Consider the following 15,978-nt stretch of genomic DNA (forward strand, 5'->3'; position numbering starts at 1 on the left):
TTATTTATGTCTCTTGTCTGTAGTCTATATTTTCACAAGATTAAAGTTCCTGTGCTGTCCAATAGTTACGCGCTTTAAAAAATCCTGCATTATATCTTTTAAACTTCTGCATTTTAAGTATTGTTCTTTTACGGCTTTTATAAAAATATCATTTTCATGGCTCAGGATACCGCTCATTACAGAAGGGTGTTTTCCCGAATAACCGGCAAGATTTCCAAGGTCAGAAAAATAATCGGTCAGCTTTTTGTCACAGGTATTCTTGTCTATCCACGCATCATCATGCCAGAAATGGTGGAATGATTTTATCTTTTCAAGCATTATTTCCGGAGGTCTTGCCCAGCCGTAATGGAATATCCTTGCGCCGCAGTCAACAGCGCTTATCTTTTGTCCGTTTTTCCTGAAACCCTGGGCATCCCCGAAGGATCTTATCCCTGCGTTGTTGCGGATTACCCTGACTTCCTGTTTATACCAGTTACGGCCGGTTTGTACCGTAAAATAACTGCCATAAAAATGAAGGTATTTAAAAGCCAAACCGTCGATACTTTTGTTATCCTCGATTATTTCAAGCAGGGGTATTATATTCTGGAAATCGTCTTCATGCACCGCTTCATCTGCCTGCAAATAAAATATCCAACTTCCCTTGCATTGTTCAAGCGCCAGATTGGTCTGTTGTGAAAGGACAGCCCCTCCTGTCCTGTTATTCATATCCCAGACAGTATCTATTATTTTTACCTTTGGATCGTTGATATTTTCTATCATTTTTCTTGTCTGATCTTGTGAATCGCCGACACCGACAATAACTTCTCCGCAAATCGGCAAAACAGACCTTATGGACTCAATAAAAGGATATCCGTACTTTACCCCGTTTCGAACTATAGTGCAGCCGCTTAATCTCATTTAAACCCCTCAAGTTATTCCCGCTTTGCGGGATAGCTTAAATGCAAAATGTAAAGTGCAAAGTGCAAAATTGTTGTATCCCGCAAAGCGGGACACCTTAATTTTACATTTTTCATTTTGCATTTTGAATTCTTTAAAACATCTTAATGTTTTAAAGAGTAAAGTTTCTTTGCCCCATAATAAGCCCAGTAAGCCAGAACAACTCCATCGCTACCCCGGGCCCGCGCAGAAGAGTATCAAGGCAATCTCCGAACATAATTCCTATTATACCCCAGAACAAACCGAAGGCTACAGCTTTATAGAAACCATCCGATAAAAGATACATTTTCCAAACTTCTTTTAACCATGAATAAAATACAAAAAACAATACCAACATACCCAATAAACCGAATTCAGCAGCAAAATTAAGATAGAACGAATGAAGGTGAGGGTGGTGCCTTAAAACAGGTGTCTGCGCATTGTCCGGCAGCATTTTGTAGAACAACTCCTGCCTTATTCCCTGGCCCGGCCCGTAGCCAAAAACAGGGCTTGCTTTTATTTCCCATAACGCTACTTTGTATAAGCTCAATCTTTCCTGAACGCTTCCGTCGTTATAATTAGTTCTGCTTATTCGCGCACGTATCGTAGGAGATAAAAAATACAGCGCAGTTATAACTAAAACCGTTGTAACAGTGATGACCTTTAACTTAGAATTTATGGCCCATGACCTTATTCCATATACTGCGCCTAATATTAAATATGTGATCAAAGCTGCCGCATAATAACCCCTTGAACCGGTAAGGAAAATAGATCCTAAAAAGAATAATAAAAGAAAAATAAAGAAGTTCTTCACTGGCATTTTAAGTCCAGAATTATGCAGATAATGTCCAAGTGACAAAAACGAAGCCAAGAGGCATAAAGCTGCTAAAGCTATATGGGAACGCCCTCCTTTTAGCAGGCCTTCTTTTGCAAATTCAAAATCTGTAAATATTATTTTTGGAAACAAACCAAAAAATGCCAGTATTGACAGGAAAACAAGAATTGTAAATGTAATATAATATGTCCAGAAAGATTTTCTAAAAGATGAGAAATCCGGCAACGTATATCCCAGAACAAAAGGGAACATCCATTGCGTCAAATAACCCAACATCGCCATATAACCTATATTCGGCTCTTCTGAGAAAAATGAACGGATAAGCCCGTATATCATTAATATTTTCAGCCAGAAAAATAACTTTTCATGCCTTAACCTTTTCCACTGGTCCCAGGAAAAAAGAAAAGCTACCCCTCCCGTAATATACCCTATTACATGCGTAAACGGCATGCTCAATGCAAATAAATAGTTTAATATTTTTAGTACTTTATCCGTTATTTTGTTCATATTCAATTTGTTTGGTGTTTTGGTTTCTTTTTCTTAATTCTTATAGCTTATAACTTACTACTGGTTTATATATCCCCACTGCTCAAGCATGGACTTAAGCTGTGCAGATGAGTTTCCAATATTTTCTTTTGCCTGCATCTTATCCGATACAGTGCCTAAAATGACCTTTGGCAGAGTATATATTTTTGAAATAATGCTTTCTTCCGGCCAGCCGCTTATAAGTTCCAGGGATCTTTGATCCAAGGCCAGGCTTTGCAGTACAGGAAGCGCCATCTCCCCAGCCAGAACCTCTTGTTTTTTAAGGATTATTTTATCAACAAAACAGTTTAAAGTAAAGGTCTGGCCAGGATTATTAGTATTAAATACAATATCCTGCCCGTTACTTAATTCGACACTGAACATATTTCCTGTCTTTTTGAGCATTTTTCCTGAAGTCTTCATATCATACAAAAGCCCTTCTTCTATTTGTTCAAACTTAATCGAAACTACGGCTTTGCTATTCTTTTTTCCAATAAACAATAATTTATTCTCGCTGTTATCCGGAATAAAATTCCTTAAAAGTCCTCTTGTCTTGGAGGTAACCGACAAACTCCAAGGATGTATCAACGCTAAATTTTTCAGGCACATTATATCTTCTTTTAAGTCATAGAGCTCTTCGGGAACGACTGATTCTTTAGGGAATCCGTCACGTTCTTTGAAATTATTTATATACAGCCACCTGCCTTTCCAGTATACTCCCCTGTTCTGCCATCCCTGATGAAAACTTACCAAATGTCCACCGAATTTCCCGGAATCAAAGGAAGAAAGCAAACTCTTGCCCTTAAAACCCTGCGGTATCTTTGAGCCGGTTAAATCCAATATGGTAGGCGCCAAGTCCAGAAGCTGGACATATGTATCTATCTTTCTTGGGGGCTTTGCAGCATAAAACATCAAAGGCACGTTTATATCGTCCGGTGTAAGAGAAACACCGTGGGAATGGAATGTCATCCTTTTCTTTTTCCAGGCACCGAACTTGGTTGGCCAGTCAAATACGAGGCTCCGGAAAGTCACTCCGTGGTCAGCTGTAAACACTATCACGGTTTTTTTATCCAGTCCCGAAGATTCCAGGAATTCCCTTAAATAACCGATATACTTGTCGTGGTAAGCCACATCTCCCATATAAAGCATCTTTCGTACATTCGACAGCACGTGGCCTTGTTTCATCGAGGCCCACAAGTATCTTAAAGGGGGCCTGTACGGCCCGTGAGGCCCGTCATAATAAAGCATAAGGAAATATTTTTCCTGCCCGTGTTTTTTCAACCAGTCTATGCCCGTCATTGTGACATGAGGCGGGCTGTACCCGGAATGTTCAAGGTTTATAACTTCATCAAAGCCAAGGTCTGCAGAAAACCCGTGGCCGTCGCAAAACAACGAACAGGAACCGATGGCTGCAGTACGGTATCCGTTCTTTTTTAGTACCGAAGGCAGGGTTTCAAGTTTTCTTGAATAGAATTTTTCTCTTTCAATTTTTGTGACATCATAATGCATGCTGATCTCAGCTATCTCCGTAGGATACCTTGACATAAGGAAAGAAGGCACTGAAAGCTTTGTCATATTGCCGTTTGAAAGGGCTTTTGTAAAATCCACACTTTCTTCTTTATATCTGTAAAGGTTAGGAGTATAACCTTTTGAGATGCAATCCCCTCTCAGTGAGTCAATAACGATCAAAATAACGTTAGGTTTATCTATATTACTAACTTTGTTGTATACAGCAGGCTGGCCCCAGAAAGCAAGCCCCTGGCAACCACCTCTTTTAAAGATATCACCGGCATCCCTGAGGGGCATTGTAAAACATCTGTCTGGATTGCTCTTTTCAATTTCATCCATATTATAAAGATTTCTGTTCATGCTTATTTTTTTTGTGATAAACTTTATTTTTACTTTCTGGCCTGCAAAATCCTCCAGGCTTATATTTTCAAAATTCCAGGCACCGTCCCTGTCTTTCATCCCTGGATAAAAATATTTATAAAAGTCTTTATAATACCGGTCCGTGCTTTCATATTTAAAAGGGTAAAAAGAAAATTCGTTTTTTTCAAATATCTTGTGTTCTTGATTGTCCTTATCTATTACTATTACAGAAAACCTCATGGGGTCACACAGCTGCCTGTTGATGGAAGATATTGTTCCATAATTAAACTTCAAGACCGGTTTATCTGGCAATAAAAGGTTGTATTCTATTTGTGTAGTATCGGGTGCAAATATGCAGTCTTCATGATGTGTCTTTAACGGGAACCACCCCAAAGATAAATGCAGGTTCATCTCATGAGAGTGCAAATAGGGCGAATTTTGCTTATAAGGGTATTTTAGAAGCGCTTTATTTGCACTTTCGATGTTCGGGCTTAGGATGTCAGCCTTCGGGAGCATTTTTATAAGGTCATAGATAAGCAAATGCCGGTTCCCGATCCTATCCGAATCAAAATCCGGCATATTTATCCTTGAATCGTTCGGGATTACTAAAAATATATAGAATAAGCCGAACAAAACAACTACCGCCCCAAGAGATTTAAATAAAATATTCAGTGTTTTTTTCATAGTAAAAGCTTTATTTTCTATATGCTTTTTATTGTATTTTTCAATCTTTTATTAAGACATTTTCGTTATTTTCTAGAATATTTACCAGATATTTCTTCAGTTCCTGGAGTTTTGCCAGGTTTTTGCCGGATATATCGGTCAAATAACCGTCCGGAGAGCCTACATTATACAGCTCATATTTTACACCGTCGCGAGTAGGTATATAGATAAGCCTGTACTTGCCGTCATCAACCATCCTGTGTTTTGCCACGACAACGGTAGCCTTGTATTTGTTTTTAATAACAGGCTCAAGGTTATATGTAAAATCCACTTCCGAAATGCCTGTTATATCCGGGTAGTTTATTCTCTGTTTCTGATAAAACCCGTCCGTTATGTCGCTGAACCATATACCTGTTTCAGAAAATGCTTTTAATCCTAAGCTATCTTTTTCTTTTCTTAGTACAGGCATCAAGGATTGCCCGTCAAGTTTTGTTAATTCTTCTTCTCTTGCCAGTGTTCTTTTATTGCCTGCATTATATTTGGAATACCCCAAATGTTCCAAAAGCGTGGGCATAACATCTATCTCTCTTGTTACGCAATCGATCTTTGTCTTAGCATACTCATTCTTGGGGAATTTAATGATCAAAGGTAACTTTATTGCATAAGGCCCTCTCAAATGCTCGCCATGGCCTATTGACCACCCGTTCTCATAAAGGTTCTCTCCGTGGTCTGCTGTTATGATTATGATAGTATTATCATACAGGCCGTTTTTCTTTAAATATTCTACAGCCGTTGCTACGGATGAATCAAAAGCGCTTACACACCCGTCGTACAAGGCATTTATCTGCTTAATATCGTCCTCGGTTATTTTTTCTTTTTCATAAATGGTCGGAGGCTTATGATACTTATACCTGCCAGTATAACCGTCTGGAGTATACTTTTTATAAAACGGGTATGGGGCAGCATAAGGAAAATGGGTTGCGGAATAAAATGTCAGGCAAAAGAATTTTTCATTTTTTTTTAGGCAGTTTAAATTAGATTCAAGTTCCTTTTCAAGGATAAAGGGGTCTGCATTATTTGCAAACTCTTTTAACTCCGGGAATACCTTCCTTGCGAAGTTATTGGTCAAATAGGGCAAAAGGAAAAAATGCATTTCAAGGCTTCTCTGGTTTATTAAAGTCACAAAATTAAAATACGGCGCAGCTATTCTTTCAAAACCTATCTGCATCCTTGAAAAAACATCTCCGGCAAAATCACCCACGACGGCAGTTGAATAGCCTGCATTTTTTAAATCCTCGACGAAACTGTAAGGCCGGAGATCCCTGTTCCACTTATCAGGGAACATGTGCCTGACACCGTGATGCACGGGGAATCGGCCTGTTAATAGTGATATCATCGCAGGGAACGTGCGGGGCAGAGAACTGAAATGAGACCTGAAGATGACTCCTTCATCGATCAAAGCATTGATGTTAGGAGCCAGGTCTTTTCTATCATATACTCTGTCGAACCTTAAGGAATCAGACGCAAGTATTAAAATATTCGGGCCTGTATTCTGTACGTATCTTTTTGGAAATATGATGATTTTTACTATACAAACAGATAAAACAAATACTAGAACACAGGAAATTATATATAAGCTTCGTTTAAAATTCCGTAACATCCAGGAGATAAGCGAAAAACCAAAAAAAAGACAAAGGAAGTAATTAAATGTTTTGAAGAACCCGAAAGGTATGCTATCAGTTATAAAGACCTGGAAAGACCTTAATATGCCGCCTCTATCGTAGAATGTTTCAGTATATAACTGCGGGTATATTTTTATGCTGTATATGAGTAAATATGAAGTTATAAACACAAGTAAAAAAAATTTCATCCCTTTAAACTTGAAGACTGTGTTTTGGCCTATAAATTCAACTATGAAGCCTGTCAATAATCCTAGACTTAAATATGCTAAGAGTATTTTCAACTGTATAAAAATAACTTCAGGCCAAAACCTCGAAACGATAAACTTGCTTACTTCGGACTGTTTAACTCCCATAGCGCTGAAACCTGCATTCCATAATAAGGATATAACAAAAAGGAACAGGTAAAAGAATATCCCGCTATAAATACCGTTGAAAAATAAATACTTGGATATTTTATTCATTTTTAAAGTCTCATTTATACAGAGAAGAGATGGCGGAAAAAACTTCTTGTGGGGTTATTTCCATCATTGCATTTTTCTTAATTACTGTGTTTTTTTCTAAAGGAAACGGCCCTACCTGGCCCGGATCGGTCAGAGCGAACAATGCCACAACCGGCACTTGAAGGCTTGCGGCCAGATGCATAGCCCCGGAATCTATGCCGGCAAATAACCTTGCTTTTTTCATAAGCGCCGCAAGAGGCATTATCCCTTCGTTAGGAACAAATATCCTGACAGGCCCGTTTACATCTTTAGCTATCGCCGCCAGTTCTCCATATTCATTCGGAGCTCCTGTAAGTACGGGGATAAGGCTCGTATTTTTTATCAGCTGGATAACTTTTACCCAGTTTTCTTTTATCCAGCATTTTTCTTTTCTTTTTTTGCTTGCACCGGGAGATATAACGACAAAACCGGAAGTTATCCTTTCTTTTGCAAGCCAGCTCTGAGCTTTATTCAGTTCTATCTCAGGGACCGCAACAAGCCCTGAATAATCATCCGGTATACCGGTTAAACCAAGGCTGCCGGCAAGGCTTTTGTTATTAGCTATTGACGGAACACCCATTCTTGGTGTCTTGTTTGTCAAAAGGGAGTTTAAGGAAGCGGTTTGAAACCCGTACCTTTGAGGTATATTCGAAAAATAACTCAACAACAGCGATTCCGGCGATTCAGAAAATAATACTGACTTTTTAAAGCCTTCCTTTTTTAATTTATTCAATAAGTCTAACTTACTAAATAAATCATCAGGTTTAATTATAACTTCATCTACAAAACCCGCCGCTTTTAAGATAGCGGCAAACTCCTTTCTTGCTAAAGAATATATCTTTTTATCCTGCCAGGTTTTTCTTGCTGCGGCTAATAAAGGAAAGCTAAAAAGAAGGTCACCCAGCTGGTTCATATGGAAAAATATTACTTTTTCTTTTTCTATATCCATTTTTTTATTTTACCTAAAACCTCTTCAGGTTTTATATCTTTTAAGCACGGAAAATCTTTGCAAATAGGGCTTGTCCTGCACGGAGAGCAGGGATAATCTTTTTTCAATATAGACAGTTTTTTTGAAACAGGGGACGTTTCATTCACATCAGAACCGCCGAATATCATTACAACCGGTATATCAAGCGAAGCAGCAAGCTGCATAGGGCCAGTATCCCCGCCTATTACTACTTTGGAATTGCCTAATATCACAACCAGCTCATGTATAGAAGTCTTACCGCATAAATCCATAACTCTCTCACCCGATGTTTTAAAAGGCAGGCTCTTGTTCCCAAGAATAACGATTTTTGTTTTTTCAAATTCTTTAAGAAGAAGGGTAGCGAGTTCTTCGTAATAGGCAAGCGGCCAGATTTTGGAAAGACCGCGTGAAAAAGGAAGCATAGCAATTACCTTTTCACCCGGACCAAGTTTAAGGTTATCAATGATGTTTTTCCCTGTTTCCTTAACCTCTTTGGGTATCTTTATGTTGAATTCAGGGTTTATTTTTTGTCCTGACAGATAGCGTACGGTTTCAAGATTCCTTTTTATCGCATTTAAATTTTTATTTTCCGGATAAACTTCTCTGATAAAAATATTACTAAATTCTTTTAAACCCGGGACACCTATTTTTTCTTTTGCTCCTGAAAGAAAAGATATCAAACCTGTCCGGAATAATCCCTGAAGGTCTATGACCAGATCAAATTTTTCCTTTCTGATAAGGCGTACTACCCTCGCAAACTCTTTTATGCCGCCTTTCCTGTCCCAGACTATCGTATTATCCAGGCCGGGGAAAAGCGCTAGTATATCTTTAAAAGAATCAAAAACAAGCCATGTAATATGGGAATCATTATAGAGCTTTTTTAAAGCAGCAATCACAGGATTTGCATGTATAATGTCTCCGAATGAGCTTGGTTTTATTATTAATATCTTCATAATATTTATTTTTATATGAATCCGGTCTTAAAAGGTGTCATTCTCATGAAAATGGGAATCCAGTAAGTGCAGAGTCCAACGAAAGATTGGATTCCTGCTTTCGCAGGAATGACAAAATCAGACTTTTTAGAGTGGAACCCCTCCGGCAGGAGCCGGAGGCTCCTTTGAACAACGTGACATCCCGCCATCATTACATTCATTCCCGCCAAGGCGGGACTTACATCACGGCGGGGTAACCTCTTATATTTAATCTTTGATTCCTAATTGTATTTTTGCTGCTTCAAAAACATCCTGGACACTGATGCGTTCCATGCATACCTTCGTTCTACAGTTCCGTTCCCTGCACGGCTGACAGTCCACTTTTTTTGTGACTATTATTGTGTCACCTTTATAAGGGCCCGTCCGGCCCGGATCAGTCGGCCCTATTATGGCAACAGTCGGAAGGCCCAGAGCAACCGCTATATGCATGGGCCCGGCTTCATTTCCAATGAACAAACTGCTTTTTTTGTACAATGCCATTAACTCTTTTAAATCTAATTTATCGGTCAAATCTTTAACATCGCTTTTAGAAGAAGACCTTATCTTTTCATTTAATCCTTTCTCTTTACTTCCGCCTTCTTTCCCCCCGATCAGAATAACCTCGGCTTTTAGTTCGAGTACTAACCTGTTTATGAGCTCGCTGTACCTTTCCGGGAACCATCTTCTTGCGACCCAACCGCCGCCAGGATGTATTAATATCAGTGGTTTAGCACGGTCGATCTTCAGGGCCTTTAATATCTCATCAACTTTTGTGGATTTCTCTTCATCTACATTGAATTTATAATCAATCTTTCCCGTATCACAGCCAAGGTATGCCGCAACTTCAAGATGCCTCTCTATGCAGTGCATATTTTGGCTTGGGGCCTTTATCTCTCTGGATATAAGCCAGGATAATTCTCTCATCCCGTTAGTAGACGACGAAGCCAGTTTAAAATGCGCACCAGCCAGCCAGGCCATAAAAGCGGATTTAAAAAGACCGTGCAAGTCGAGGCTTACATCTATTTCTTTTTTCCTTAAACTTTCTTTCAGGCTTCTCAGGTAAGTATATGACACATTGCTTCTGTCAAAGACTATTATTTCATCAAGGTCGGGATTTCCTTCTAAAAGTGGAGCACAGCGTTCATCGACAAACCAGCCTATCCAGGCTTTCGGATATTTCTTTCTTAAAACCGATAAGGTCGGCAAAGAGAATACAACATCCCCCATACGGCTCGGCTGTATCATAAGTATCTTCGGATTAGGATGATGTTCAAGGTACTCCCTCGGCTCTTTTGACCAGTAATACTTGTGCGTAAAAGCTGTCAATTCTTCCATTGAATTTTTCATTTCAGCCAGGTATCCGGCAAGGGCTTTATCTTCCTTGACCTCTATCGGTTTACCGTAACAGACTACAGCAGGGCTGAAAGGAACAGGCATCTCATACTTGTCCCAGGCTTTAGTGAACACTATACGATGTTTTGAGGCGCTGATAGCAGGAATATACATCGTGTTGGATTTCATAGGAAGATAGGCTACTCCAGGTTTTATTTCGTGATAGGGCCCCCGCGGCCCATCTACGGCAAAAGCACAGGAAAAACCTTTTCTTATAAGCCTTATCATCTCTACCAATGCCCGCTCGCCCCCCCTGGATGAAGAACCTCTTACTACATTATATCCGAAGCGTTTTAATATGCCTGCCTGCATCTCGCCGTCTTTTGAAAGGCTGCTCATTATCACAACGCCTTGATTTTTATGACAATAACACAGAATAAACTGCTCGCCGTGCCAGAAACCAAAAACAACATTTTTTCTTTCTTTCCATACCTGGCTGTTTATTCTCCTGATCCGCAAGGTTATGCCTATCAAATTTATTATTATCCATCCTAATAACGATAATATTTCTGTTTTTGCCATATTACCCTATGCTTTTATCTAAGCCATTACCGATGCGGGATCGGTAATGGCTTTATTATTCCATTATTTTATTTACTATATCCAATGTCCGCTCTATAGAACCTGTCTGGCTTTCAAAGGCTTTTTTTGCTTTTTGGCCGGTATCTAAGCGGGTATTCTTGTCAGAGATTAATTCACCGGCTTTTGCGGCCAATTCATCTTCATTTTTTACCTCTATAGCTCCGCCGTATTCTTTAAGTATTTTAGATTCATTTGAAAAGTTTTCCATATAAGGGCCGAACAATATCGGTTTAGCACAGCGTGCGGGTTCTATCGGGTTCTGCCCTCCTTTATCCACAAGCGAGCCTCCAACAAAAACAATATCGCTCATAGGATAGAAATTCTGCAGCTCTCCGAAACTATCCAACAAAAAGCAGTCAAATTTATCGTTTGTAATAGAAGACCTTTTAGTATATGCTATGTTATTTTTTTCAAATAACCGGATTATTTCATGGATCCTTTCAAGGTGCCTTGGAGCAATTAAAAGTTTTACCCCTTTATTTGATGCTATTACCTTCTTCCAGGCATTAATAATTATCTCTTCTTCTTTGCTTCTGGTGCTGGCACACAGCCATATTAAGTCAGTATCATTAAAATTGAAATCTCTGCGTGAAAACTCATTTCCTGAAGAAAGGAAATTATATTTGAGGTTGCCCGTATTTTTCACATTTTCGCTGCTGCATCCGAGGCTTATGAACCTTTCCATATCCTTTTGCGACCTTGCAGATATAAAATCTATCTTTCTTAAGAGCTTTTGCCATAAGAATTTTAGCCTTAAATAATTCGGGTATGAATGATCCGACAATCTTGCATTAATTATTATTACTCTTAGATTATTCTTTTTTGCGGTGTTTATCATGCCCGGCCAGAGTTCTGTTTCTATGATGAGCAGGACATCCGGCAGAAATGAATCTATGAATTTCTGAACGATAAAAGTAAAATCAAGCGGAGCATAATAAATATGATCTGAAAGTTTATTATTTACCGCATATTCTTTGGCGGACCGGGTTAAAACAGTTATGACCACAGTATATTTTTCCTTCAACGGTTTTGCCAAGGATTCCACAACCCTTATTTCTCCGAGAGAAGCGCAGTGGATCCACAATACCTTCTTGGACTTTTCATCCAGAACATTTTTTTCAAAAAATCCAAACCTTTCCTTTATCCCCGGGGAAAAGTCTGTATAAAAGCGTTTTCTATTATGCAGGTATAGGAATATTACGGCAGGGACCAACAGAATAAATAGGAATAGATTGTAGAAAAAAATCATTTAGGTGGTTTTGCACGGGAAAAACATGGAATAAAAGAAAAACTTCTATCTTTTTACTCAAGTTCCCTTGGTTTAGTGGTAGAGTTGATACCGGCTTAAAGGAAATTTTAAAGCCGGCTCCGGCCTTGCTTTACCTCTTCTTTTTTGTGTTTGGGACCCAGAAAAACACTCCGCAGGATGTATATTGAGGCTGAAGCTCTTTGCTTTCCAGCAAATTCACGCCTATTTTATCAACTGAGATCATTTTAAATATTTTTTCCAGAACTGCATAAGAAGATACTTTCTGGCGTTCCGATATTTCACAGCTTTCTTCTTTTGCTTCATCGGACAGGAGCCTGTTTATGAAATTAGCCGACTGCTCCAAAGCTTCAAGAAAAATAGAATGAAGTATCTTTTCTAAAAGGTTTTCTGAAGCTTCCTTGGCATCGGTTATATCCTTTTCAACGGCACTGCCCAGAGTAGCAACAAAAAAACTCGCAGCGATCCAGCCTTCTGGCATATCCACTCCGAGCTCAAAATCTATTTTTTCTTTAGGTATGGTTTCAAAAACAGCAGACGGTTTAACGGCTTTCTCAAACCTTGCTTTTTCCCTTTTTACAGCTTCTTCAAGCTGCAGCGTGATTTCAGAGATGTTGGCCGTAGCCTTCAAAAACCGCAATATTTCCCTGAACCGCAAGTTTATCTTAAATCCCTTTATCTTTTTCAATCGTTATCCCTAAAGATAGCTAGTTGTCATGCCCGTGAAAACAGGCACCAAGAGTTTCCTAAACCGCAGGAAGATAGATTCCCTCTTTCGCGGGAATGACTTAGCTTCGAATTCAAATCTCAAAACTATAGTTTTCTTCGTACTAGATTATCCAATTTGGATACACCTGGTCCTTAAAGATTATTTTTTATATTTTAAAGTCGCTATTTTCTGCATTCTTTTTTTCTTGAAGATTTCCCACTCGTAGATCAGCGGGCTTGCGATAAATATAGTTGAATAAGATCCGATAATTACGCCTATAAGAAGCGCAAACGCAAAATCATGTATCACTTCGCCGCCAAAAAGGAACAGCCCGATAACCACGATAAAAACAGTAAATGACGTTATCACGGTCCTTGACAGGGTCTGGTTTATACTGTCATTTAATATTTTATAGAACGTTTCTTTGGTATAAAAACGGAGGTTGTCCCTTATCCGGTCAAAAATTACTATCGTATCGTTGATAGAATAACCTGCCAGGGTCAAAAGTGCGGCTACAACCGTGACCGTTATCTCTTTGTTGAGCACAGAAAACAACCCGAAGGTTATAAAAACATCATGAAACAACGCCACAACGCCAGCCGTACCCCACAACCCCGAATGAAAACGAAACGCCACGTAAACTATTATGCCGAGCATCGAAAAAACCACCGCCAGGTATGCCTGCTTCGCAAGATGCCTTCCTACCGTAGGCCCGACAAACTCCTTTCTTTCAATAACCGGCTTAAATTCCATGTACTTCTGACTCAAGACATCTATCACTTTGGCTGCAAAAGCATCCGAGTCAATATTCTGATGTTTGACCCTGAGAATAACGGAGTTACCCGAACTCTGGAGTTCAGTGCCCGTAATACCGGCCTCGTTAAGGGTTGAGCGTAAAGCTACCATTTCGACAGGTTTATCAAAACCAATCTGTATAAGTAGACCGCCTACAAAATCAATCCCGTAATTCGGGCCGCCCCTGAGTATTATTGACACTATCCCTAAAAGAATAAAAAAACCTGAAACTCCGTAAAAAAAATATCTTTTCCCTACAAAATCAACGTTAGTTTTTTTTAACAGTTCCACCTTAACCTCCTAATGTTATCTAAAAGATCATGCTAAAATTTTATTTCTTCTATTATGTGTTCCTGGAACAAGAAGTCATAAATAGTTTTTGTTACGAATACCGCCGTAAATATTGATATCGCCAGACCGATGATTAAGGTAACCGCAAAACCTTTTACAGGCCCGGTGCCAAACTGAAACAGAAATACCGCAGCGATAACTGTAGTCAGGTTTGAGTCGAGTATCGTTACGAAAGCTTTTTGGTAGCCTGCATCAATGGACAGCCGCGGGCTTTTGCCTGCTCTAAGCTCTTCTCTTACTCTTTCAAGTATAAGCACATTGGCATCAACAGCCATGCCCAGGGTAAGTATCATACCGGCTATGCCAGGCAAAGTCAGGGTAAACCTGAAATATGCCATTACGCCTAAGAGAAATACAAGGTTGAGCAACATAGCAAAGTCGGCTATCAGGCCTTCGGACTTGTAGTAAACAACCATAAATATTATTACTAACAGTACCCCGGTCAAACCTGCGACAATGCTTGACTTGATGGAATCTTCCCCGAGGGTAGGTCCCACGGTTCTTTCTTCGATAATCCTGACCGGGGCAGGCAGTGCGCCGGCGCGCAGCACCGTTGCAAGGAGCTTTGCGTCTTCCATTGTAAAATTACCTTCGATTATCGCTTTTCCATCGGGTATCCTTGAACGGATAACCGGTGCCGACTGTACAACGCCGTCTAAAACTATGGCCAGGTTTTTTTCAACATAGGCTTCCGTTACCCTTGCAAATATCTTTGCTCCGTCATTATTGAAAGTCAGCGATACATGAGGGTAGCCGAACTCGCCGCCCAGCTGAACCTTAGCGTCCACTAGTGTGGCTCCCGTAAGCTCCGGGGATGATTTTACTACGTAAAACCTGTCTTCCTTGCCAGGCAGGATAAGTCGGTCTTTGGGCAGGAGTTTTAGTATTTCGGGATATTTATCTATCTCGGCCATTTTTGCATTTTTCTGTTGAAGTTTTTCGGTTATCTCGCCCAGAGCGGTTGAATCATCTACGAGCCTGAATTCTAAAAGAGCCGTTTTGCCTATAAGGTCTTTTGCTCTTTCCGGATCCTTTATCCCAGGCAACTGAACAACTATCCATTTTTCACCCTGTTTTGCTATCAACGGCTCGGAAACCCCGAACTGGTCGACTCTGTTACGAATAATCTCAATGGCCCTATCTAGGGCATCGGCTACATTAATGCCTTTTTCTACTTTGTCCGCATCTAGTTCTAATATCAAATGCACGCCGCCCCTTAAATCAAGGCCGAGGTTTAGTATCTTGCTTAATATACTATCTTTCAACTTTTCTCTTTGATCTCTCTCATGCTGAGGCAGGCTATACCATTCATAAGTCGGGTACAAAAAGTAAAATGAAAGGCCCAGAAAAACAACTATCAACCCAATCCTTAACTGAAGTTTTGACATTTAGGCACCTCTTCCTTTATATATTTTTAAAATTGCTAAATAGGACTGATTTTTCATTAGATTTTATAATATTTATTTTGTTTTGTCTAATTGATTTTGCAATATCAGCGAAATTTTCTTTTGACATGACAAAGGAAAATGGTTTATCTGAATTTATTTTATCAACGATTTCCGTCTTGGAATTTGCAATAACAGGTTTATCAGCGTAGAACATAAAGCAGTTATCGTAGTGGCACCAGCCTTCATTAAGTGTTACTAGATCAAGCTTGATTTTTTTAACCTGGCCGATAAGTGCCTTGGTATCCTTATATTCCCTGCTATCCAGCGTATTTGGGATAACAGGGAAAAGAAAATAAATTGTAACCAGTATGCTTATAAATATTATTAAATACTTTGTGACCTTTATCTTCATATCCTTTACAAACCCATTGAAAACAGTAGCCGAAATAATGGCAAACGGAAAATACAAAGGGTTTATATAATGGTATTGTTTAACTTTAGCCAGCTGAAATATCAAAAAAGGAACAACAGCCCGCACATTCAAGTTTGAAGTGCAATAATTGATTACTCAAAAAGCATAATTTTTTG

The 15,978-nt window shown here is 39.4% G+C and carries 12 protein-coding genes; all 12 read right to left on the reverse strand.

From position 1 onward, the window contains the following. Window positions 1-24 precede the first annotated feature (24 nt). A complete protein-coding gene (locus tag LHV68_11535) occupies window positions 25-897 on the reverse strand; it encodes a glycosyltransferase family 2 protein (GenBank protein ID MCB4792499.1) in 873 nt (290 codons plus the stop codon). Window positions 898-1,048: 151 nt separating this feature from the next. Next, window positions 1,049-2,257, reverse strand: a complete 1,209-nt coding sequence (locus tag LHV68_11540) for an O-antigen ligase family protein (GenBank protein MCB4792500.1) — start codon at window positions 2,255-2,257, stop codon at window positions 1,049-1,051. A gap of 57 nt (window positions 2,258-2,314) precedes the next feature. Next, a complete protein-coding gene (locus tag LHV68_11545) occupies window positions 2,315-4,828 on the reverse strand; it encodes a sulfatase (protein ID MCB4792501.1) in 2,514 nt (837 codons plus the stop codon). 40 nt (window positions 4,829-4,868) lie between these two features. Continuing rightward, entirely contained in the window at window positions 4,869-6,950 is a 2,082-nt protein-coding gene (locus LHV68_11550) for a sulfatase (GenBank protein ID MCB4792502.1), read from the reverse strand. A 10-nt stretch (window positions 6,951-6,960) separates the two neighbouring features. Beyond that, window positions 6,961-7,917, reverse strand: a complete 957-nt coding sequence (locus tag LHV68_11555; protein MCB4792503.1) for a glycosyltransferase family 9 protein — start codon at window positions 7,915-7,917, stop codon at window positions 6,961-6,963. Then, entirely contained in the window at window positions 7,908-8,888 is a 981-nt protein-coding gene (locus LHV68_11560; GenBank protein ID MCB4792504.1) for a glycosyltransferase family 9 protein, read from the reverse strand. The genes LHV68_11555 and LHV68_11560 overlap by 10 nt, the downstream gene beginning before the upstream one ends. A gap of 246 nt (window positions 8,889-9,134) precedes the next feature. Further along, on the reverse strand, window positions 9,135-10,820 hold the full coding sequence (locus LHV68_11565) for a DUF374 domain-containing protein (GenBank protein MCB4792505.1): 1,686 nt from the start codon (window positions 10,818-10,820) through the stop codon (window positions 9,135-9,137). Window positions 10,821-10,875: 55 nt separating this feature from the next. Then, window positions 10,876-12,129 (reverse strand): 3-deoxy-D-manno-octulosonic acid transferase, encoded by a 1,254-nt coding sequence (locus LHV68_11570; GenBank protein MCB4792506.1) that lies wholly within the window; start codon window positions 12,127-12,129, stop codon window positions 10,876-10,878. A 130-nt stretch (window positions 12,130-12,259) separates the two neighbouring features. Continuing rightward, the gene (locus LHV68_11575) at window positions 12,260-12,835 is read right to left on the reverse strand and encodes a hypothetical protein (GenBank protein MCB4792507.1); all 576 of its coding nucleotides are present in this window, start codon (window positions 12,833-12,835) and stop codon (window positions 12,260-12,262) included. A gap of 180 nt (window positions 12,836-13,015) precedes the next feature. Continuing rightward, window positions 13,016-13,942, reverse strand: coding sequence for a protein translocase subunit SecF (gene secF, locus LHV68_11580; protein MCB4792508.1), 927 nt, complete (start codon window positions 13,940-13,942; stop codon window positions 13,016-13,018). Between the two features lie 32 nt (window positions 13,943-13,974). After that, window positions 13,975-15,390 carry a protein translocase subunit SecD gene (gene secD, locus LHV68_11585; GenBank protein ID MCB4792509.1) on the reverse strand — a complete coding sequence of 472 codons (1,416 nt, stop codon included), beginning with the start codon at window positions 15,388-15,390 and terminating at the stop codon, window positions 13,975-13,977. Window positions 15,391-15,406: 16 nt separating this feature from the next. Beyond that, window positions 15,407-15,802 carry a hypothetical protein gene (locus LHV68_11590; GenBank protein MCB4792510.1) on the reverse strand — a complete coding sequence of 132 codons (396 nt, stop codon included), beginning with the start codon at window positions 15,800-15,802 and terminating at the stop codon, window positions 15,407-15,409. Window positions 15,803-15,978 lie beyond the last annotated feature (176 nt).

Origin of the sequence: Candidatus Liberimonas magnetica (assembly GCA_020523885.1) — a bacterium.
GTDB lineage: Bacteria > Elusimicrobiota > Endomicrobiia > Endomicrobiales > JAFGIL01 > Liberimonas > Liberimonas magnetica.

Excerpts from the sequence above, each read along its gene's own strand:
- LHV68_11535 (MCB4792499.1), bottom strand. The coding sequence starts at position 897 with ATGAGATTAAGCGGCTGCACTATAGTTCGAAACGGGGTAAAGTACGGA.
- LHV68_11540 (MCB4792500.1), bottom strand. The coding sequence starts at position 2,257 with ATGAACAAAATAACGGATAAAGTACTAAAAATATTAAACTATTTATTT.
- LHV68_11545 (MCB4792501.1), bottom strand. The coding sequence starts at position 4,828 with ATGAAAAAAACACTGAATATTTTATTTAAATCTCTTGGGGCGGTAGTT.
- LHV68_11550 (MCB4792502.1), bottom strand. The coding sequence starts at position 6,950 with ATGAATAAAATATCCAAGTATTTATTTTTCAACGGTATTTATAGCGGG.
- LHV68_11555 (MCB4792503.1), bottom strand. The coding sequence starts at position 7,917 with ATGGATATAGAAAAAGAAAAAGTAATATTTTTCCATATGAACCAGCTG.
- LHV68_11560 (MCB4792504.1), bottom strand. The coding sequence starts at position 8,888 with ATGAAGATATTAATAATAAAACCAAGCTCATTCGGAGACATTATACAT.
- LHV68_11565 (MCB4792505.1), bottom strand. The coding sequence starts at position 10,820 with ATGGCAAAAACAGAAATATTATCGTTATTAGGATGGATAATAATAAAT.
- LHV68_11570 (MCB4792506.1), bottom strand. The coding sequence starts at position 12,129 with ATGATTTTTTTCTACAATCTATTCCTATTTATTCTGTTGGTCCCTGCC.
- secD (MCB4792509.1), bottom strand. The coding sequence starts at position 15,390 with ATGTCAAAACTTCAGTTAAGGATTGGGTTGATAGTTGTTTTTCTGGGC.
- LHV68_11590 (MCB4792510.1), bottom strand. The coding sequence starts at position 15,802 with ATGAAGATAAAGGTCACAAAGTATTTAATAATATTTATAAGCATACTG.